The sequence below is a fragment of the Petrotoga sp. DB-2 genome, assembly GCF_054051725.1.
Genome location: NZ_JBSVZD010000007.1, coordinates 55,773 through 75,936 on the forward strand (window position 1 = coordinate 55,773; position 20,164 = coordinate 75,936).

The window sequence follows — 20,164 nt, forward strand, 5'->3', positions numbered from 1 at the left end:
GGATAGCAATGGCTGAAGAGAACAATTCTGAAAATAAGAATGAAAATAAATTAGAATACGAAAGTTTAATCAACCAAGAAGAAAAGAAACCGCCACAAAACAGAGAGAGATTAATTATAATTACAACTATTATTGCAATAGTTGTGCTTGGTATAGTGATAATATTTTCCCTGTTGTTTTTTGGTAGAAATTATAATGTAACGATCAACTATGAAATAGTAAAGTCTCAAGATGTACAAGAACCCTACAAAGAAATAAAAGTTGAATTGATGGGAGCCAATACTTACGAAGCATCTTTCCCCATTGGAGAAAGTATAGAATTAACATCGATAGAAGAAGGAACTTATCAGCTGAATATTATGGCCGTCGATGATTCTGGTCTCGCATATTACTACTATAACAACCCAGAATTCTTTGTGAATGAAGATAAAACACTAACCATAAATCTTGAAAAATTACCTTTAAAATATCAAATAGATTACAGATGGGATAATAACGATTTATACATAACGCTTCCACAAGATTATGACCAATATTTAATTTATAGAAAAAACAGTGATGGAATTTATGAACCTTTTAGAACTTCCACTCAAAATACCGTTATTTTAAGTTCAGTGCCGTCAGAAGGATTGGATCTGAAATTTGCTGTTGTTAAAAACAATATGGTTTATGATTTCTCTGAAAACTATTATTTTCAAAAAAATAGTCCCCCCAATAGTCCTATAATCTTATCTCCATCTGCAAATCAACAATTAAGCGAGCCAAATGTATACTTTGTATGGCAAGCGGAGGATCCCGATGGAGATTCTTTGATTTTTGACTTATATTTAATCGCTGATTCCGAACAGGAGCAACTCATAGCAGAAAATATCAATACCTATTTTTATCAATTTGATTCCTTGAAAATGGGGAAAAGTTACACCTTAAGAATTGTTGCAAAAGATCAAAAAGGTGGGGAATCTACTTCTCAAGTACGATTTTCCACAAAAGTAGTTCCTGATGAAAAAGTCTACCTGTACTCTCCAAGTGGAGAAATGGGAGTAACTATATATGAAGTTACAGATCCAAATAATCCACAAGAAATTGCCACAATAGACACACCTGGAAACGTCACAGATGTAATTAATCACGATAACTATCTTTATATACTCAGACATATGGATGGCTTAAGCATCGCAGAAATAAGCAAACCTAATTCTCCCAGGCTACTAGAAAACTTAAATTTAGCGGGTATTAACGGAATTAAAATCGCTAATGGCTATTTATACGCTAGATTTGAAAATGGACAAGTTAGTGTGTACTCAATTAAAGATAATCCACGTAATCCAGAATTTCTTGGATACACTGACATAAAATTCTATGGTGCGTTAGAACCTGAAATCAGGTATATTCAAACTCAGCAAGACTTAAAAGTCGAAATTATCAAAGGCGAGTACCCGGTTAGAGTCAACCTTAACAACCGTGTTTTTGTGACGGAATATTCCTTATTAGTAACCAACGCAGAAATGAAAGAAACTGTAGAAAATTCTTTTTCGCAAGTGTTTGACACTCTTAGACTCATATTTTCAACTTATAATCCTGAAGATTTTAAAAGTAACGAAACAATTGCCGAAATTGAGAACAAATTGCTTTCAGCCTTGAATGAACTATTTCAAACAAACACCACAAACGGTATAAAAGAAGTAACTTTAGATGTTTCTAGAGTAGAATGATTTTCTATTTTGTCAATTTATGTTTGAGATAGCATTGTTCTCTGAATGCTGCAATTTCAGCTTCAAGATTTGTATTGGCAGAATCTCCGAAAAACGCATGAATCATGGGGACAACTAACGAAGGATCTCGTTTAGATACTTCTGTGGTGATGGCGTCCATTTTTGCCATCGCCACCCCTTCTTGCATACAAGTGAACGGTCCCACATGGAATATTCCAGAAACTTTTTGCCTGCCGTTCGTCAATTCACCATTTAAAAATTTTAGAAATATTCCAATTACTAATGGTGATTCTCCTACAATATCTCCATGGTACTTTCTACTCTTTTGCATATCATCGATGATTTTTTGGGGTTTAGGCAAAACAGCGTGGTCTTTAGAATACGCCCCAAAAATTTTTTTGAAACGCCAATCGGTGAAACCCATATAATTATCCACAAACCGGAAAAGCAAGTTGGGATTTCTTCTTTCGTTAATGTAAATCACATACTCTAACCATTCAGCTATAGTCCCTCTGATTATTTCTAACCTTTCCTCTTCTATCCTTTGCATTACATAATCTGTGTAAGGATCATGTTGTCTTGAATATATTTCCCCTATGTACAAAACCAAGGGAAGTGAATGCTTTTTTGCACTTGGAGATAACTTTGTAAAAGTATCTATAGCGTCTTTCACCCATCTTTTTAGATGTTTTATAGAACCGCCTTTTTCCATCAATAATTGTTGCAGACTTTCCCAGAGTTTTTGGGTAGTTTCGTCGAAATCAGAAAAATCATCTGCATATGGCCTGAATCTTCTAATTAAATCATCCGTCATATCCGCCATTTTTATTGCCCTGAATACATTTATTAATGCATCGGCTTTTTGGTAAATGGTTTTAAACTGTTCCGGTGCCTCTATCTGCAGGTAACCCGTATCAACAGAAGGGCTGATTATAGGGATGTTATCGAGTCCTTCTTTGTGTAAAAAAATCTTTAGAACTTCTCCGTACTTACCAAAACGACATGGGCCGGAAGTGGTCGGCAAGAAAATAACAGTATTGTCATTTATCCAATCCTTTCCTTTATCTTCGGCTATTTCTTCCAAAGTTGCCATCGCATCACCAACAACACCTCTTAACGGGAAACAAACTTCCGTTGTGATGAACCTATCGGCTGCTTCTTTAGCTTGAATTGTGGCCGTTGGTAAGACCTTCGCTTCTATTCCGTAATGTTTTAGCATAGCTTTTCCCAGGTTACTAGCCTCACCCATGTAAGGAATGAGCCACTGCCTTTGCCCTAATTTTAATTTGTCCTTATGACCATCTGGGAATAAGACAAAATCTTTGAACTCCAAATCAGTTTTTGGTTTACTCTTTTTTACAACCCGATCGTGTGCCTCAGCTCTTGTAACAAAGGGGGCGTTGTTGGTTTGAGCATCTGTTACTAAATGCAAAAATGGTTTGTCTGCTCTTTTGAATATCTCATCTTCATGATAAAATTTCACCGAATCTGGTCCGCAAGCAAAATTCATCTGTCTTATTGGAAATAGTTTTGGATGTTGTGCCACGAATATAGAAGCTTGGAGAATATGAGCATTTTGATACCAGTATTCGTTGAAAGAAAGGTCGTCTATAGGAATATCCTTGTAATACTCTTCCAAAAAAGTTTGTGGAATATAATTCATACCTCTTTGCTTGGTGAACATAGAACCTGATTGTGAGGAAGCTTGAGGGTCTAGTACAACATAATCTCTCCCTAATCCTACATACCCTATCTCTTCACTTTTTTCTAATTTGTTTAAGAATCTTTCCCCTTGTTTGCGTAAATCACTTTTGAACGCTTTTAACTTTTGATCGGCATAATCGATAGCTTCCAATATCTTTTCTTTGGAAATATCGTAACCAATTCTTTTTAATTCATCGTATATCGCTTGAGCTGACCTTTCTTTATCTTTCCAGTAAAGAACAGGAAGAATCTCTCTGTCTTCTTCCAATCCCAATATGTCTTGTAACAAGTAACCTTCAGCCTCAGTATATATGCAGAATTTTCTCATTGGTTTTTTATCTCTTACTTCTTCAATAACCGACGGGTTAAACAGATGTTTTATCTTTTTATCTTTTGCCAGTAGATCCCCGTGTCCTACAACAAGTTTCATTGCTATACAAAACTCTGTAGGAGCAATATTAATACCTCTTTGTGCGATTTCTTCATCTGAAATTGGAGATAATACCGGTAAAAATCCTATTTTACTAAGCAATGCTGCAGACCAAACCCCTATTTCTCCTAAAGTTACTCCAGCCCTGTGAATACCTACCGTTTTTTCGTTATCGACATTTATTTCGTCCAATTTTTCGTAATTGATACCTTCAAAATGTTTTTCAAACAATCTATGATAAACTTCAACATAATCTACTTTTGTTTTTTCTGCCCCTTCACTGTTACCTCTTGGGCAAAAACCACCGGTTATAACTTTTTCCCCACCGATGGTAAAGATTTTCAATTTGCAGTTTCTTACCTTACAGGACAATTTCCCGAAGTAATCTGAACACATTACCTCTTCTTTTTCAAATTTCATATCCACTACTTCGAAGCCTCTGAAAGCTGAGCGTGCTTCTTTTCCTTCTTTTTTCAGCTTCAATATCTCTTCTCTTAGAAAAAGACCTGCTCCCCATGCTCCAAACAACTCTCTGTGGGGATAGGCATAGATATCTTTATTCGTAACTTGTGCCATTGCCGCCAGGAAAGCTTTGCCCAAAGCCGGTCCACCTTGACAAGAGCATTTGTTTTGGACATGTTGTGGACCTCCAACAAACTTATTAAAATAACTAGCTGCGGTGGATCTAACTATCGCTGCCGCTATCTCTTCTTGTGAAAAACCCTCAGAAATTAAACGGTTTTCTTCCATCTCCATGAAAACGCCGCATGTAGAATCTATAATTGGCACTTTTTCAGCCTTCAATGCTGCTTCTTGAAGTGTTGATTTAACATCCAATCCTAACAATTGAGCCATATTTTCCAATGTTTGACCTGCCCCAGCTTGACATGAATAATTCATCCTAGCTTCTTTTATCTGATCTGTAGCTTCTTCCCCATTAAGTTTGAAAGAAGTGAACTTCATATCTTGTCCACCGATTTCAAATATTGTGTCGATCTTTTCATCGTGAAATTTAATTCCTTTGGCGTGACATGTGACTTCATCAACGGCTCCATCTAAAACTGTGTATCCTTCCTCTTCTAAAGCTTCTTTTTTCTTTTGACTTACCAAAATTCTTTCGTACAATTTTCTGGCTGATCCTGTAGTACATACCCCAAGGACATTATAATTGTTAGATTTTTTGGCTAAGTGTCTAAACACTTCTTTAAGAGCCTTTTCTGGATCGCCGTGGGTGCTGATGTAGATCTTGTCTAAAAGATCTCCCGTTTCAACGTCCACAATCGCGGCTTTTGTGGTAGTTGAACCACCATCTACTCCTATGGTGACGTCTCTAACCACATCAGGTTGCACTTGCTCAATTTTTCCCTCATAGTTGTGAACTTTATCAAGGAAGGCATAAAGAGGTTTAGCATAGGGACGTTTACTCCTTGTAAAATTAGAGATTTCAGAAAGTCTGTTAAAATCTATCACAAATTTATTCTTCTTTTCTAACGCTTCCAAAGCTATTCCAATTGCTCCAATCGCCGTATGGTACTTAGGCCTTTTAACATTTAAATTGGTTAACATGTTAAAACTTTTTAGGATATAATCACTTGAAAAGACTCCACCTGTAACTATTGCAGAAAGAGAAGGATCAAGTTCCCTCGCTCCAATCACGTCATTTTTATAATTTCTTGCCACTGTAGAGTACAATTTTGCAACTAAAAAAGGCCTTTGAGCACCTTCATTTTGTTCATGTATCAAATCTGATTGAATTACAACACCACATCTCGCGTTGAAGCCTTGAATATCGCTGTAATCTTTCACCTCGTTCTCTGCTTGCACATATAATCTTTTCATTAGTTTAATTTTTTGTGAGTAATCATCTAACTGAAAAAACTCAGAATCGTTTTTTAAGTATAACCTTTTCAACTGTTTTTCAACTAAAATCCCCGAACCGCCACCACATTTGCTATTAGCTGACCACTCTAAAAGATTCACCTTGTCTTTGAGATGTCCAAGTCTTAAAAAATAGGAGTCCTTTGCTCCAATGTGGAATACATAGGAAACGTTTGGTTCAAGAAAAGCAGCACCTTTGGGAATAGTAACACTCTCGTAATCAAACAAGAGTTCCGGAAAAACTTTGTTAAAAAGTTGCGCACCTATTCCAGTGAACGATGTGGAAAGTATTTCCCCATCCAATTCAGGTTTTATCGATTCCCAAATCTCGGGTAGCCTTTTTAAAGGCACACCAAAATGTGGAATACTTTCTTTAACGTATTTTAGTTTTCCTTCTTCATCAATGACCGCTACGTGAATACTCGAGGATCCAATATCAAAACCAACGTAATACATATACCTTTTTCACTCCCTAAAATTATAAAATTTTTCTTTAAAAACTCTAAAACCTACTTTAGCGCCCATTTGCCCCACAGCCCACCCTATCCTTTTTCTTCCCACTATTATGATATACCTTTTTACAACCACAATCAAGTTTCTTAAGGTTTTTTTACAAATAAAAAAATAAGCCCCTTAAAGGGGCTAAAGTAAAACATTGTAAATTATAGTCAGAAAATTTTTCTACTATTTTTTCTAAAGGCCAGGATCTTGTTTAAAAGTGCTTCAAATTCTATCCAAAGGTTTTAATTTCTCCTTAAAAATAGCAGTTCTTTTATTATTTCATAAGCTTCTTCACCGAAAGACCATACTACCGTTCCATATCTTTGTGTTCCATGCCACACATATCTGACCAAGTTCACGATTTCCTCTTCTTTTTCACTTTTCATTCCTTCGTAGAATGTTTGTGCGTAATAGATAAGAATTTTTGTTTCCCAATTTTACGAAAATCATATGAGTACATTCTTTGATTCAAAAAATACTGGCTTTTAAATATTTTGGGCATAATTATTTATATGCTTTTATTAATCTTTTACCTTCCACACTCATTCCTTCTATTAACCATTGTTCCAATCTATCAAACATTTGTTCTTTCCTGTTATAGTAAGAGACTCTTTTTGAGAATTTTGGTAATTGATACCTCTCTCGTATTTTCCCCAACCAATGATGGCGAAAGTCATCAGAATCAAAAATACCGTGAATAAACGTACCCCAAATGGGAAGTGTATGGTGATGACCTCCATCATAGGAACCATCCTCCAAGGAAAACATTGGCTGATTATCTTTTTGCCATTTAACTTGTCCCATATGGATCTCATAACCATAAATTGGAATTTCTGTTTGATATAACACCCCTTTTACTCTAACGATTTTCTTTTCAGGATGAAAATAAGTGTGAATAGGTAACAATGATAAACCTTCTACCTCTGAATGCGACGATTCAATAAGATGAGGGTCACACAGTTTTTCTCCCAGCATTTGGAATCCTCCACAAATCCCAATCAATTCCCTCTTCTGTTCAACGTGTTCTGATATTTTTTTATCCAATCCGGTATTTCGCACATAAAGATAATCGTCAATGGTATTTTTCGTTCCCGGTAGGATCACAACATGGGGATTCCCAAATTCCTTCACGTCTTTCACATACCTAATCTGTACATCTTCCTCTAATTGAAGGGGAACAAAATCTGTATAATTGGATAAGTAAGGATACTGAATCACGGCAATATCTATTTCTGCTTTCTCTTTCAATTCTCTTCCCTTCCTCAGAGCAACTGAATCCTCCTCTTCCCATTCAGGAAGGTGCACATAGGTAAGCACACCCATAACTGGAATACCTGTATGACTTTCAAGCCATTCTATTCCAGATTGAAACAACGATATATCTCCACGAAACTTATTGATAATTATTCCTTTTATCCGTTTTTTTTCTTCCTCTTGTAAAAGAGAAAGGGTACCTACAACCTGTGCAAAGACGCCGCCACGATCAATATCAGCAACTAATATGACATCTGCATCTGCCCATTCCGCCACCTGCATATTGACTAAATCGCGATCCTTTAAATTCATTTCCACTGGGCTTCCAGCTCCCTCAATCACAATTAAATCAAACTGTTCTTGAAGTTTATTTAGAGAATGGATAATCACTTCTTTCAAGTATTCATATAGCGTATCACGATATTCACGAAAATTCATTTCTGCCACGGGCTTACCTAAAACTACTACTTGAGATGTATGAGTTTTACTCGGTTTTAAAAGTACCGGGTTCATTTCAGCTGAAGCGAGTATCCCCGCAGCTTCTGCTTGTAACCCTTGAGCTCTTCCTATTTCTTTCCTATCTATCGTCACGTAGGAATTTAAAGCCATATTTTGTGCTTTAAATGGAGTAACGGAAAGACCTCTTGCAGCAAAATACCTGCAAAACGCTGTAGCAACCATACTTTTTCCTACATCTGACCCCGTTCCAACAATCATCAATGCTTTTGCCATATTTTTTCATTCCTCTTTCAACCTTTTTATTAAGACATTTATTTTATTCTAAAATTTCTTCCATATTTCGCTTTTGCCAATTAAGGCGAAAAAGAGAACCAATTTCTACTTTCTTTTCATAAAAAGATGTCTGATGTATGATTGACCATAAAAGCCGAATAAGACCTCCGTGGGTCACAAGCAATATCGATCCAATCAATTCTTTGGACGCCCATTCCTCAAAGAAGGATATAACCCTTTTTTCCATCTGAGCTAGTGTTTCCCCTTGTGGAGGAGCATAATCATAAGGACTATGTAACCAGTTTAAAAAATCTTCCCGTTGATTTTGGTACAGCCAATCGTAACTTTTTAATTCCCATTCGCCAAAATTCATTTCTTGTAAACGTTCATCTACGTAAATAGGAATGTCTTTCTTTTTTTCATCAAGCCTTCGATAAATCTCCCGTAAGGTTTCCTCAGATCGTTTCATTCCACTATGGAACATGGCTACCCAAGAAATAGCAACTAAGCGATCGATCCACTTTAATAGATCCGGATCTTCTCTGGATAGTAAAGGAACATCTGTTTTTCCCAGTAATAAACCCTTTTCATTATATTTTGTTTTCCCATGACGAAGAAGATAAAAATCCATCATAGATATACCACCAGCATGATCCAAAGGAGCATCTCTCCCCCTTCAATCATCCATCCGTACACATCTCCTGTTAACCCTTCTATCTTTTTTTTAAAATAAACTCCTGATAAGATAATAAATATCAAGTTAATCAACAACATAAAAGGAAAATAAGAACTTAACCAAAAGCCCGGTAACAACCAGATAATTGATACAAACAGCATCGGCAATTTGAACCAGTCCTTGTATTGCTTGCCTAATCCTTCATCTCTTGCATAGGGAAACAAAACAATAGCTAATAGTACTCCCCATCGGGCGATAAGGGGAGTAATAATTAAAGCTTCTTTTATTAAATCTGATGACAACAGTATTGATAGGCTAAATATTTTAATGCTATATAATCCCATAAATCCAATAACTCCCATCGCTCCCACACGACTATCCTTCATAATTGTTAACATTTTTTCTTTACTCTGACAACTGCCTATTCCATCAAAAACATCCATCCAGCCATCTGCATGCAGGGCACCAGTTAGCCACAATAAAAAAACAACAAGAAAGACTGCAAACAACGACTCGGGAAAATAAGGGTGAAAAAAATCATAAAATAAATATACCAGTCCCCCCAATAGCCAACCAATGAAGGGAAGGAAAAAAATTGTTCTTTTTACATTTTCCTCTTGATAAGGAAAGGAAAAGGGAAGGGGAATTCGACTATAATATTGAATTGCTAAGCCTAATGCGTTAAGATAATTATGGATCATTCCGTATCCCACCCTTTAATAGAACCGGTATACCAGATACAACCATATAAACCTCATCTGCAATGTTGGAAATCTTTTGATTAGTCCACCCTAAAATATCCTGATACACTCTACTTAATGGATTCATTTGTATTCCACCCCAACCAACTTCATTGGTTACAATAATTACTGGATAGCGATGGCCGGTAAGGGCGTGAAGAAAATCATCAATCATCGATTCTACTTTTTTTTGTCCTTCCTCTGTCTCCCATAGTTCTTTCCCTTGCTCATCCTTCTGCAAAAGGAGATTAGAGATCCAAAGGGTGATACAATCGATTAAGGATGCAACTTCTTGATTAATCTGCTTATCAAAATCATCACTTCTATCCTCATAAAATAACTTTGCCAAATGAATGGGTTCTTCTAGAGTTCGCCATGATTTTGGTCGATTCTGGCGATGAATCACAATTCTTTTTTCCATTTCCTCATCCTTTGCTTGCGCTGTTGCAATATAACGAACATGATCCCCATAGGATTGAACTAAACGTTGAGCAAAGCTTGATTTGCCGCTACGAATTCCACCTGTTACTAAAATAATTTTTTTATCGTTTTGAGACAAATAAGTTCAACTCCTTTATCAACTGCTGATTTTCTTCACGCCTTTTTACGGCAAGCCGAATATAGTGCTTGTTTAATCCATAGAAGGAATCAGCTAAACGAATAGCAATTCCCTTTTCTTTTAAAAAGGCATAAAGTTCCCTTGCATCCCCTTGCAATAGCTTCAACAAATAAAAGTTAGCCTGAGAAGGAAAAACCTGAAAAGAAGAAAGAGTTGTTAGTTGACGGTAAAACCAACTTCTTTCTTTCTTTATCCACGTTCGAGTTGTATTATAAAAAGCTTGGTCCATCATTATCATCTTTCCAATATTTTGAGCCAAACTATTCACAGACCAAGGGTCTCTAGCTAATTCCATCCAATGGATTAACCATGAAGGGGCCAACATATATCCAAGTCGAATTCCTGGAATCGCATAGAATTTGGTTAACGAACGAACAATGATCAACGATTTATTTTTTTGAAAATCATCGATCAGTCCTTCTGGCTCTTCGGTAAATGCGATGAACGATTCATCCACTAACAAAAAAGCTTTTTTCTCTTTTGCCAACAAATAGAGTGTTTCTACCTCGGCCTTTGTCAGCATCTGTCCGGTAGGATTATTTGGACGACAAAGGTAAAGCAAATCTCCCGCTTCCATTACTTGTTCTACCTTTGCCATTGGAAAAGCAAACTGATTCTCCTTTTCCTGATAATAGAGTCGTCTTATCGGGATATTGGCTGCCATCAAAGAAGGTTCATATTCTCCAAAAGTAGGCTGTATAACAATTCCCTGATGGATTTTTAATACTCGAGGAAGTAAGAAAAAAAGTTCTGCAGCTCCATTGCCGATCATTACCTGTTCCGGATCAACCGCTAATTGTTTCGCTAACACTTTCTTTAATGACGTCGCTTGTATCTCCGGATATTTGCTTAACCAATTTTTGTCCTTCTGTTGTAATAAGAAATGGATCGATTGTGGGAAACCCAACGGATTTGTATTAATACTAAAATCTAACTTTGCCCAATCCTTGCTTCCATGGGGCCTATCCTTTAAAGAGTTGAGGTGGGGATAAATATATTGATTCATAAAATCGACTCCTCTCATTGCAAATCATGGTATGTTTTTTGCCGATGATGTTGGCAAACTTTTATCCTGTTATCTTTAAAACATGGAAAAAATTAAAAACAATATCGAACAACTGATCATCATCAAAAATGAAGTTAAATATAACAATGAAACCGTTTGTTTGATATGTATGGGCCGTAAAGGAGCCTTTGCTTGTCCCAAGTAGGCTCTTTTCTCCTGTTGACCAAAATAGACATTGATTCCCCCTAATCGTACCCCTAAAGCACCGGCAACCACCGCTTCGGGAATTCCACTATTTGGACTTGGATGCTTTTTTGCATCTTTTAACCATATACGATAGGCTTCACGGGCATTTAAATGCAATAACCACGCGGCGATTACTAATAAAAAACCGGTTATTCGGGCAGGAATGAAGTTCAAGACATCATCCGTTCTGGCAGAAGCCCAGCCGAAATAGCGATATTTGTCATTCTTATATCCACACATCGAGTCCAGGGTATTAGCTGACCGATACACCATAGCTAACGCCGGACCACCAATAAGAGCATAAAAAATTGGAGATACCACCGCATCAACGATATTTTCTGCCACCGTTTCTACTGTTGCTCTCACGATTTCTTTTTCATCCAAATTATCGGTATCTCGACCAACAATATATCCCACTTGAACACGGGCTTTTTCAATATCCCCAGTCTCCAGCAGGCGATAAATCTTCCTTCCTTCATCTGCTAATCCTTTGATAGCAATCGTAGTAGAAATAAACCATGCGCCAAAGATCCATGAAAACAATGGATGAAGTACCTGAACGAAGATGATAATACCTTGGATAAGAAAAAAACTGACACTGATGATGGAGATAACTAAAACAATACCTGCTACACGTTCAGATCTCGCTCCTGATGTAAATCTTCTTAAGATACGTTCTGCTTTTTCTATTGCTTTGCCTATAATGATTACTGGATGAGGAATTTTTGGGGGATCGCCAATCCCTAAATCAATTAAAAAAGCAATCAGCGTTTGAAAAAAGTATGAATAGAACATTCTTCTGCCTTCCTATCTCTTACCGCTCTTTTTGCGACACCTTTGCTTGGGAAAACGTAGCCATTTCCTGCAGCAAATGTTGAGTAGAACGAATTAAAGGTAAGGCTAAAATCGCTCCAGTTCCTTCTCCTAATCGTAATGACAATTGTAATAACGGTTTTAATTGCAAGACTTTTAAAATAATCGCATGTCCAGGCTCTTCTGATTGATGGGCTGCAATCATATAAGATGCAGTGATAGGATGAATATATGTCGCAGCAAGGGCGGCAGCACCTGTATTCAGTCCATCAAGCAAAACTGGGATTTGTTTGTAGGATGCGGCAATAATCATTCCGGTCATTGCCGCATGTTCCACTCCACCAAAGGTAGCTAACGTCTCCACAGCATCTTTTGTAGCAAGTTGGTGCTTTTCAAAGGCTTTGCGAATCACATTTATTTTATGTTTTAGTTGAATATCATTAAGTCCTGTCCCTTTACCTGTCATCTGTTCAACGGGTAGTTCAAGCAAATGAGCAGCTATAGCGGCACTTGATGTCGTGTTACCAATACCCATCTCTCCGATCGACAACATTTTCGCTCCCTGTTCAACTTCTTCAATTCCTAATTGAAATCCGACCTGGATAGCATCATACACTTCTTTCTTGCTCATTGCTTTACCGAATAAGAAATTGTTAGTTCCTTTTTTGATCTTACGTTGAATCAGTCTGGGATCTGCAATCGTATCTTTCATTCCTACGTCAACTACTTTGATGGCAACATTATTGTTTTTAGTTAACACATTGATAGCTGCCCCTCCCTGTAAAAAGTTATACACCATCTGTGTAGTAACTTCAGACGGAAAAGCAGAGACACCTTCTGCGGTAATTCCATGATCTCCTACAAATACATAATGAGTTATAGGATCTACAGAAAAATAAATCGACTGATAAATTGCCGATAATTGCATTGCCAACTGTTCTAACTGTCCCAAACTTCCCTTTGGTTTGGTTAATTGATCTAAACGTTCTTGCGATTGCATAATATATTCTTCGTTTAACGGCTTTAATTTGGGTATTACTTCTTCCCACTGCATGTTTTTAACCCCTTTAATTACAATATATTAACTTAATACTCAATATCCAACACTGAAGGAATTACTTTTTCATAATTCTGCACATCACCGTTTCAAAGGAAATGATTAAACCTAACTTCTACTTCTTTTCTAGTTCCTACTATGACGATTCTTGAACAATTTACTTCATCCATGGAAGGTCCTTACCATATGACCAATTAAAAAAAACCTTAACTTGCAAGAAGTTAAGGTTTTTTAACATAGCACACTACCCGATTGCGATTAAGTTGCGTATTATCACCTTATCCTTCCCTCCGAAGAACAAACATCTTTCCCTTAAAAGCAGGTCTCCTGGCTTGCACTTCCCTTTACTCTTGTCCCTTCCCGGCACAAAGTCCAGTGGTTTTGACAATTTCATCCATGCTTACAGTAGCGGGGGCTGCATCAGATTTTCACTGATTTCCCTATTATTCCATAAGGGCACTTTTAAGTGAATATTTACTTTTACATAATTTAATTATACATCAACATTGTATTTTTTCCAAGAGTTATTAGGCTCGTTATCAAATATGGCTCTACTAATTTTAGAAATTTTAAAATTTACTTCAAAGCCACCTCGTCCAACACCCATCCATAAAGAATGGTAAGAGTTACTTCCTACAGTGCTTTTAAAATTATTTTATTTTCAAAGTATTTATACGAAGAAAATAAATATCATCGAACCCTAAATTTTTCTCTATTTCAATCAATGGGATTATAATTGTTTCATTATTTCTTTGGTATTTTCATACAACTTTTTGTATAAACTGAAATATTTATCATAAACACTTTTGTTATTAGCGTCTGGTGAAGTATTTTCTTTGAACTTTATCCATTTCTTAATATCTTGTGAATCGTGAAATACACCTGTTCCTAAGCCTGCTAAAAATGCATCTCCTAAAGGTGCTTCAACATCTTGCATCGTTCTTTTCATAATATATCCCGTCATATCTGCAAATATTTGAGTCCAAATATCACTGAAGTTATACCAAGAATTTTGCACATCTCTTCTGACCAGTATTTTTTTTGAATGTCGAAAATTCCTCCAATATTACCTGCGGAAGAGAAGTCTATTATTACTTCACCTGTTAGTTTGTGAATGACGAAATCTTTTGGTGTTATAAACTTATAAGTTTTGTTCCAAATATCCTTTTCATTATTTTTTATCCAAAGAATTTTTGTGAAACCAAAATAACTATCGACATAGTTACCTGTTATCCCAAATAAAGTTTCTTTAGGAACATTATTTTTAACCCAATCTGTTTCTTTCGTTGCCCTTCTATCCATCCAAATTAAACAGGGCCTTAGGGGGTTGAAATCTTTGTCAACTGGGATTCCTTAACCTCCGTATAATCCACTTATAGTTATTCCTGCAACAGTTTTTGGATTTATTTTCCCTTTTTCTAGGACTAATTTCAGAGTATCAATCACCGCGTCAAACCACACATTAGGCCATTGTTCAGCCCAATTGGGTTGAGGTGTCAAAACAGAATATTCTTTCGAAGCTTCTGCAACGACTCTTCCATTTTCATCTGTGATAACAGATTTAGTGCTTTGAGTTCCTATATCCACTCCCACTAAATACATCTTTAGTTCCTCCCGGTGTGCTTTATATTTTTATTATAGTATAAGCAATATTTCTTCTTTCATAAGTATATGCAACCATTAATTCAGATTCCCTGATTATCTGAATCCATGGATATGAATATTCTTTGTTTTTTGAATTTTCTAAAATAATTTCTTCATGCCACGTATTTCCAAAGTCATATGAAGTAAAAATAGACAACTTTTCTCTTTTACCCCAAAACGGATCCTCCAAATTAGATAACTTTCTAGGATCTTCAATAATTTCTCCTTTCTCTAAACCCAACGGATTACAACAACAAACTAATAAATTTCCTATCTTTTCTAAAGTCACTCTTGAATTTGGATTTGGTATTCCTGTAGATTTGGGTTTATCCCATTCTTTCTTTTCTAAGTCATAAGTTGTTTTATAAATATAACCATCTCTAGTTCTTAGCAACGAAAAAATGTGATTTTTAATTTCGATCATGTCTTGTTGAATATTTCCCTTTTCCGTCTGAATCTCACCAAATTTTTTCCATTTGTTTCTTTGAATATCATTTGATATATAGGGGGTACTAATCCACATCTTTTCATTATATATAGGAAAAACATATCTGTTATTTCTTAATTTCAATAATTTAGTTCCAAACAAAAGGTTATTGTTAACTAGAGAAAAAGGTTTTTCTTGAGTCCAAGTTGTTCCTTGATCATAAGACTCTTTATACCACAATGACGTTTCAGTCCAATCTTTACCTTCCATGGCAGCATAATACACTCTTATTGTATTACCAAATAATACTGGAACTGTATTACCTAGAGATCTTACAGGATCATGAACAAAAAGTTTTGGAGATTCCCAACTTTTTTCAAGAATATTGTATCGGGAAGTAAATAAATCAACATCTTTATTACCTTCCCAGGTTCCCGCAAACCAAAAGGCTAATATTTCTTTTTCATTGATTTTACAAAGACTTACTGAATGAGAACTCAGTTTACCTGGGATTTTGTCAAATATAAAGGATTTTCTAATAACATCCATTTTTTCACTTCCATATAAATTTTTTTCAATCCAAAATTTGATAATCGATATTCTTTATCTTGCAAAAATGTACCAACTCATCTATATAATTTCCATATACCCCATGTGTATGGTTACAAGGATAATATTCCAAAAAGGTTCCTATATCAGTATCTAGTTTAGCATATGCATGTGGCCATTCGATTTGTACTTGCTCACTGAGCCTTTTCTTTTCTTCCTCAGAAAGTTCGACAAACTCAACGGGAACTATTGTCATTACATAATTTCCATCTTGCCTTGCAAGTCTTGCTAATGTAACTCTCCCAGGAGCTGCAAAGTGTTTAACAGCGCCACCACCTGCTGGGAAATAAAAATCTTCAGGGTGTATAATCACGTTTTTCAAATTTTCTTCAGGTTTGTTAGATTTCCCTGCAAAATATGTCGCATGCTGTCCAGAGTTTGCTAAATCCAACAAATTCTCTTCTTTGAAGTAATGCCTCACGTCTGCAAACAATACAGGGGTTTGGGCTATATGTTTAAAGATTTCCATGGTTAAAGCTCCATCCATATCTGTTTCAGTTGCTGCCACAATAGGTTCCTTTACACCATCAAAATCGTATGGATCGTTCAAAAAAGCTTCTGCAATATCTAATGTTGCATAATTATTTGTCATTTCAGGTTGTCCTTTGAATCCAACAAAATCAAGCTCTTCTTCTTTTATAATTTCAAGTGCAGCGTAATATAATCCTATCTGCTTCTCTAAAATTTCAGGAGTGAGTCTATTGCCGTCATATTTAACGGTTGCTAATTTTTCAAGCCATTCTCTTGCTTTCTTTTTCTTCTGAGATGGCACTTTTTCAGCTTTTAAAACCAATGCATATTGGTCTACCTGTTCAACATCAATTCCAAATTCTTTCATCCATTGATCTCCGTTGGCAGAAGCTGTGTACATTCCCATGGGTCTTCCACCAAACATTCCGTACCTTTCTCCTTTTAACCTATGTGCAGCACTGGCAGCTCGTATGTATTTTAGTAATTTTTCTAAAACATTTGGATCTTCTGGCTCTCCCCAAACTCTTTCTGGGAATATTCCTATTTGCTCTAAAGCACCAGCTGCAGCTAACAATCCTACCATTCCAGGATACTTTGGATTTATTTGGCCATAAGTTAAATACGGTCCAGGGGCATAAAGTGAAGCCATAACGCTCAAATGAGGCCAACACCATATAGAATAATTGAAGATCGTCATTTCCACTTCTGCTTTCATCATTTCTTTTCCAGCTTTTTTTGCTTTTGATGGTTTGTTTACAATGTCTGAAGCTCTTACTACTTCTACTTCACCGGTGCTTTCTAACGCTTTTACTAGCCTGTCTTCAAATTTTTTGTTCATCTCCAAGGTTTCCTCATGAACAAAATCTCTACCATCTGAAAATGTGATTATCCCTATTTTCCTTTTTTTCATATAAAATTAGCCTCCTCATAGATTTTTTTAATCTGTTATGATTTCAAATTTTTGACTGACTTTCTTTCTATTAATTCTCCTTTTAGTATAACTTTCATAGGTCTGGCATATCTATCTTCTATTCTTGATAGCAAAGATGTGGCAGCTATTTTACCTTCTTCTAATATTGGTTGTTTTATAGTCGTTAAAGGTGGATCGATCAATTCATTTTCTGGTAAATCATCAAATCCAACTAAAGACAGTTCTTCAGGAATTTTTATGTTATTTTTTTTAGCTGCGTAAACTATATACTTAGTTAAATTGTTATTTGTTGCTATTATCGCCGTTGGTAAATTATTTTTTCTCTTGAGATTATTTAAAACGTCTATAGCTTTTTCATGAGGATATATATCTTCACATATCCATTCATTTTTAACGGGAATATTCAACAGTTTACAACCTTTTAGAAACCCTTTGAGCCTTTCTTCTATAGTGAATATTCCTTTTTTGGATAAAAAAATACCGATCTTTTCATGACCATTTTCTTTTAAATACATTAAGGCTTGAATGATTGCATCTTGGTTATCTACAATAACATGATCAAACTGATCCTGATTATAAAACATTCTATCGTAGAAAACTATTGGAATGCCCATTTTGAAAAAATCTTGATATAATCTCAAATTACTTTTTCCGTTTTTTTCTGTAACTGGTGAGGCTAAAATACCTTCAACTCCATGACCGATCATCCAGTTTAAATAAGTCTTTTCTTTATCTACATTCTCATCGACGTTACTTAACAAAATCTTATATTCACGTGGGAATAAAACATCTTCTACTCCTTTTAAAAATTCCAAAAAGAAAGGGTTCCTTATATCAAACGCTATAACACCAATAATCTTTGATTTTGAATTTTTAAGGGTACCTGCAGATAGATTTTTCATATATCCTAATTTTTGAGCGGTATCTATAACTTTTTTTCGTAATTCTTCACTTGCGCCAGGTTTACCAGACAACGCTCTTGAAACTGTAGAGGGAGAGATATTCAAAGCCTTTGCGATGTCTTTTATTGTTGGTTTTTGCATAGGATTACCCTCCATAAGCATTTAATAAGCAATCGTTTGCGTTACTAATTCTAATTATAAATTAATAAACATTAAAATCAAAATTAACTCTCGACGAGCAAATTGAAGATTTTCGATAACAGTCGGCTTTAATTAGAAATAATTCCAAATTTTGGAGTAAATTGGCAGATTTTAGATAAAAGAACTATAAACCCTCTATTAATCGAAGAAATATCTATTGTAAATTTTATGTAAATAAACTATCCCATCTAAATTTTAGATGGGATAGTTTATTATGTTTTGATTCTATTGGTTTATATATGCTGCTTTTAAGAAAGGCTTTTTGTCTGAAGATATATACTTTTTTATCTCTGAAAGATCACCAACATCGGTTAATAATTTTTGAAAAAGGAATTCATTACTATTAAGAATTTTCACAGCTCTTTGCATGGTGAATGGATTTACATAAGAGCCGGTTATTGAAATTTCCTCACTATATATTTTAAAAGGCTCTACTTCCTTTGATTTCAATCCTTTTGGTGTGACTCCAAAATCTATAATTCTTCCGCCTTTTTTTACTAAGTTATAAGCGGTTTCAAAACCCGAAATAGTTCCAGAACATTCAAATACTATATCAAATTTGTTGGATTTGGGATTATTGTCAGGATGCTCGACTTCCAAATGAAATTCTTTTTTTATAAATTCTATTTTTTCTTGAGAAATTTCAAATATAACGGTTTTTCCTACTGAAAATCTGTTTAACAGCATAGCGAAAATCAAACCTATTGCTCCTCCTCCTGTTATTGCTATATCATCAGTGTAAGAGAAATTAGAAAGGTCTATTCCATGGATTATACAGGAAAGAGGCTCTGCAAATATCGCATCTTTTACTTGTATATTTTCGTTTAATGTATAGATCTGTTCATTTGGAACCGAAAGAAATTCAGCAAAACCACCATCTCTATTTACCCCAACTGCGTTTAGATTCTCACAAAGATGAATTTTACCTTCCCTACAATACTGACAAACACCACAAGGTCTATTTGGATCAATGGTAACTTTGGTTCCTTTCTCAAATATCTTAGATTTTACTATTTCTCCAACGATTTCATGTCCTGGTATAAGAGGATAAGTAGCCAAAGTTTCCCCTTTATAGATTTTTAAATCCGTCCCACAAACCCCACAACCTAATACCCTTATCAATGATTCATTTTCCTTTGTAGATGGTTCCTCTTTATTAATTACTTCAATTTGATGAGGTTTTTTGATGTAAATAGCTTCCATAAGCACACCTTCTTTATAATTTAATCAAAGTTTTAAATGAGTTTTTTTCATTACTTGCGTAGTGAAATGAATCAGGTACTAGATCTATTCCATCGAAAATTTTTGATATTAATAATTGAGTATTAATTCTCTTTTGAGAAATTAAGTTTATTGATTCTGAAAAATCATCATCAGTATACATTAGAGCTCCCCTCGTATAATATGTATAGTTATGAAACTTAAAAAATGGTATTAAAAATCTGTCTTTTGATCTTTTTTATTATTTCTTTTGTAAAGAGATGCCCTAATGCTAAAATAGTACCAGGATGATTAGCGAGGGAAGATTCCTTGCCCCCCCTGCAAGGCCTTTTGGCCGTTGCCTAAAAAGCTTGTTTCCTGACTTAGCAGTCAACTTGCTAACCGATTACT

15 protein-coding genes, 1 pseudogene and 1 riboswitch are annotated in these 20,164 nt (G+C 35.4%); of the genes and pseudogenes, 1 reads left to right on the forward strand and 15 read right to left on the reverse strand.

The features are described 5' to 3' along the window. Positions 1-8 precede the first annotated feature (8 nt). Positions 9-1,712, forward strand: coding sequence for a flagellar basal body-associated FliL family protein (locus tag ACW9JY_RS04205; RefSeq protein ID WP_457283496.1), 1,704 nt, complete (start codon positions 9-11; stop codon positions 1,710-1,712). 4 nt (positions 1,713-1,716) lie between these two features. Here the strand turns inward: ACW9JY_RS04205 and ACW9JY_RS04210 are convergent, their stop codons facing one another. The 15 genes and pseudogenes from ACW9JY_RS04210 to ACW9JY_RS04280 form a co-directional block, all read right to left on the reverse strand. Beyond that, positions 1,717-6,180, reverse strand: coding sequence for an acyl-CoA dehydratase activase-related protein (locus tag ACW9JY_RS04210; RefSeq protein ID WP_457283497.1), 4,464 nt, complete (start codon positions 6,178-6,180; stop codon positions 1,717-1,719). Positions 6,181-6,467: 287 nt separating this feature from the next. Continuing rightward, on the reverse strand, positions 6,468-6,611 hold the full coding sequence (locus ACW9JY_RS04215; RefSeq protein WP_457283498.1) for a hypothetical protein: 144 nt from the start codon (positions 6,609-6,611) through the stop codon (positions 6,468-6,470). 118 nt (positions 6,612-6,729) lie between these two features. Continuing rightward, positions 6,730-8,211: a cobyric acid synthase gene (locus ACW9JY_RS04220; RefSeq protein ID WP_457283499.1), complete on the reverse strand. Its 1,482-nt coding sequence runs from the start codon at positions 8,209-8,211 to the stop codon at positions 6,730-6,732. A 43-nt stretch (positions 8,212-8,254) separates the two neighbouring features. Further along, positions 8,255-8,869, reverse strand: a complete 615-nt coding sequence (locus ACW9JY_RS04225; protein ID WP_457283500.1) for a histidine phosphatase family protein — start codon at positions 8,867-8,869, stop codon at positions 8,255-8,257. Next, positions 8,842-9,588: an adenosylcobinamide-GDP ribazoletransferase gene (gene cobS / locus ACW9JY_RS04230; RefSeq protein ID WP_457283501.1), complete on the reverse strand. Its 747-nt coding sequence runs from the start codon at positions 9,586-9,588 to the stop codon at positions 8,842-8,844. The genes ACW9JY_RS04225 and cobS overlap by 28 nt, the downstream gene beginning before the upstream one ends. After that, positions 9,578-10,186: a bifunctional adenosylcobinamide kinase/adenosylcobinamide-phosphate guanylyltransferase gene (gene cobU / locus ACW9JY_RS04235; protein ID WP_457283502.1), complete on the reverse strand. Its 609-nt coding sequence runs from the start codon at positions 10,184-10,186 to the stop codon at positions 9,578-9,580. Before cobU ends, cobS begins: the two co-directional genes overlap by 11 nt. After that, positions 10,170-11,252, reverse strand: a complete 1,083-nt coding sequence (cobD, locus tag ACW9JY_RS04240; RefSeq protein ID WP_457283503.1) for a threonine-phosphate decarboxylase CobD — start codon at positions 11,250-11,252, stop codon at positions 10,170-10,172. Before cobD ends, cobU begins: the two co-directional genes overlap by 17 nt. A gap of 75 nt (positions 11,253-11,327) precedes the next feature. Further along, on the reverse strand, positions 11,328-12,293 hold the full coding sequence (locus tag ACW9JY_RS04245; RefSeq protein WP_457283504.1) for a cobalamin biosynthesis protein: 966 nt from the start codon (positions 12,291-12,293) through the stop codon (positions 11,328-11,330). Positions 12,294-12,312: 19 nt separating this feature from the next. Continuing rightward, the gene (gene cobT, locus ACW9JY_RS04250; RefSeq protein WP_457283505.1) at positions 12,313-13,365 is read right to left on the reverse strand and encodes a nicotinate-nucleotide--dimethylbenzimidazole phosphoribosyltransferase; all 1,053 of its coding nucleotides are present in this window, start codon (positions 13,363-13,365) and stop codon (positions 12,313-12,315) included. A 303-nt stretch (positions 13,366-13,668) separates the two neighbouring features. Beyond that, a riboswitch (cobalamin riboswitch) is annotated at positions 13,669-13,847 on the reverse strand. Positions 13,848-14,098: 251 nt separating this feature from the next. Beyond that, positions 14,099-14,317, reverse strand: a complete 219-nt coding sequence (locus ACW9JY_RS04255; protein WP_457283506.1) for a hypothetical protein — start codon at positions 14,315-14,317, stop codon at positions 14,099-14,101. Positions 14,318-14,367: 50 nt separating this feature from the next. Continuing rightward, positions 14,368-14,970 (reverse strand): annotated as a pseudogene (locus ACW9JY_RS04260) (FGGY family carbohydrate kinase); the annotation flags it as partial. Between the two features lie 22 nt (positions 14,971-14,992). Next, the gene (locus ACW9JY_RS04265) at positions 14,993-15,988 is read right to left on the reverse strand and encodes an exo-alpha-sialidase (protein ID WP_457283507.1); all 996 of its coding nucleotides are present in this window, start codon (positions 15,986-15,988) and stop codon (positions 14,993-14,995) included. Positions 15,989-16,013: 25 nt separating this feature from the next. After that, positions 16,014-17,429 carry an L-fucose/L-arabinose isomerase family protein gene (locus ACW9JY_RS04270; RefSeq protein WP_457283508.1) on the reverse strand — a complete coding sequence of 472 codons (1,416 nt, stop codon included), beginning with the start codon at positions 17,427-17,429 and terminating at the stop codon, positions 16,014-16,016. 35 nt (positions 17,430-17,464) lie between these two features. Then, positions 17,465-18,493, reverse strand: a complete 1,029-nt coding sequence (locus tag ACW9JY_RS04275; RefSeq protein WP_457283509.1) for a LacI family DNA-binding transcriptional regulator — start codon at positions 18,491-18,493, stop codon at positions 17,465-17,467. A gap of 285 nt (positions 18,494-18,778) precedes the next feature. Further along, complete coding sequence (locus ACW9JY_RS04280) at positions 18,779-19,756, reverse strand: alcohol dehydrogenase catalytic domain-containing protein (RefSeq protein ID WP_457283510.1); 978 nt, start codon at positions 19,754-19,756, stop codon at positions 18,779-18,781. Positions 19,757-20,164: the final 408 nt, after the last annotated feature.

Coding starts and splice junctions, on each gene's coding strand:
- ACW9JY_RS04205 (WP_457283496.1), top strand. CDS start 9: ATGGCTGAAGAGAACAATTCTGAAAATAAGAATGAAAATAAATTAGAA.
- ACW9JY_RS04210 (WP_457283497.1), bottom strand. CDS start 6,180: ATGTATTACGTTGGTTTTGATATTGGATCCTCGAGTATTCACGTAGCG.
- ACW9JY_RS04215 (WP_457283498.1), bottom strand. CDS start 6,611: ATGAAAAGTGAAAAAGAAGAGGAAATCGTGAACTTGGTCAGATATGTG.
- ACW9JY_RS04220 (WP_457283499.1), bottom strand. CDS start 8,211: ATGGCAAAAGCATTGATGATTGTTGGAACGGGGTCAGATGTAGGAAAA.
- cobS (WP_457283501.1), bottom strand. CDS start 9,588: ATGATCCATAATTATCTTAACGCATTAGGCTTAGCAATTCAATATTAT.
- cobD (WP_457283503.1), bottom strand. CDS start 11,252: ATGAATCAATATATTTATCCCCACCTCAACTCTTTAAAGGATAGGCCC.
- ACW9JY_RS04245 (WP_457283504.1), bottom strand. CDS start 12,293: ATGTTCTATTCATACTTTTTTCAAACGCTGATTGCTTTTTTAATTGAT.
- cobT (WP_457283505.1), bottom strand. CDS start 13,365: ATGCAGTGGGAAGAAGTAATACCCAAATTAAAGCCGTTAAACGAAGAA.
- ACW9JY_RS04255 (WP_457283506.1), bottom strand. CDS start 14,317: ATGAAAAGAACGATGCAAGATGTTGAAGCACCTTTAGGAGATGCATTT.
- ACW9JY_RS04265 (WP_457283507.1), bottom strand. CDS start 15,988: ATGGATGTTATTAGAAAATCCTTTATATTTGACAAAATCCCAGGTAAA.
- ACW9JY_RS04270 (WP_457283508.1), bottom strand. CDS start 17,429: ATGAAAAAAAGGAAAATAGGGATAATCACATTTTCAGATGGTAGAGAT.
- ACW9JY_RS04275 (WP_457283509.1), bottom strand. CDS start 18,493: ATGCAAAAACCAACAATAAAAGACATCGCAAAGGCTTTGAATATCTCT.
- ACW9JY_RS04280 (WP_457283510.1), bottom strand. CDS start 19,756: ATGGAAGCTATTTACATCAAAAAACCTCATCAAATTGAAGTAATTAAT.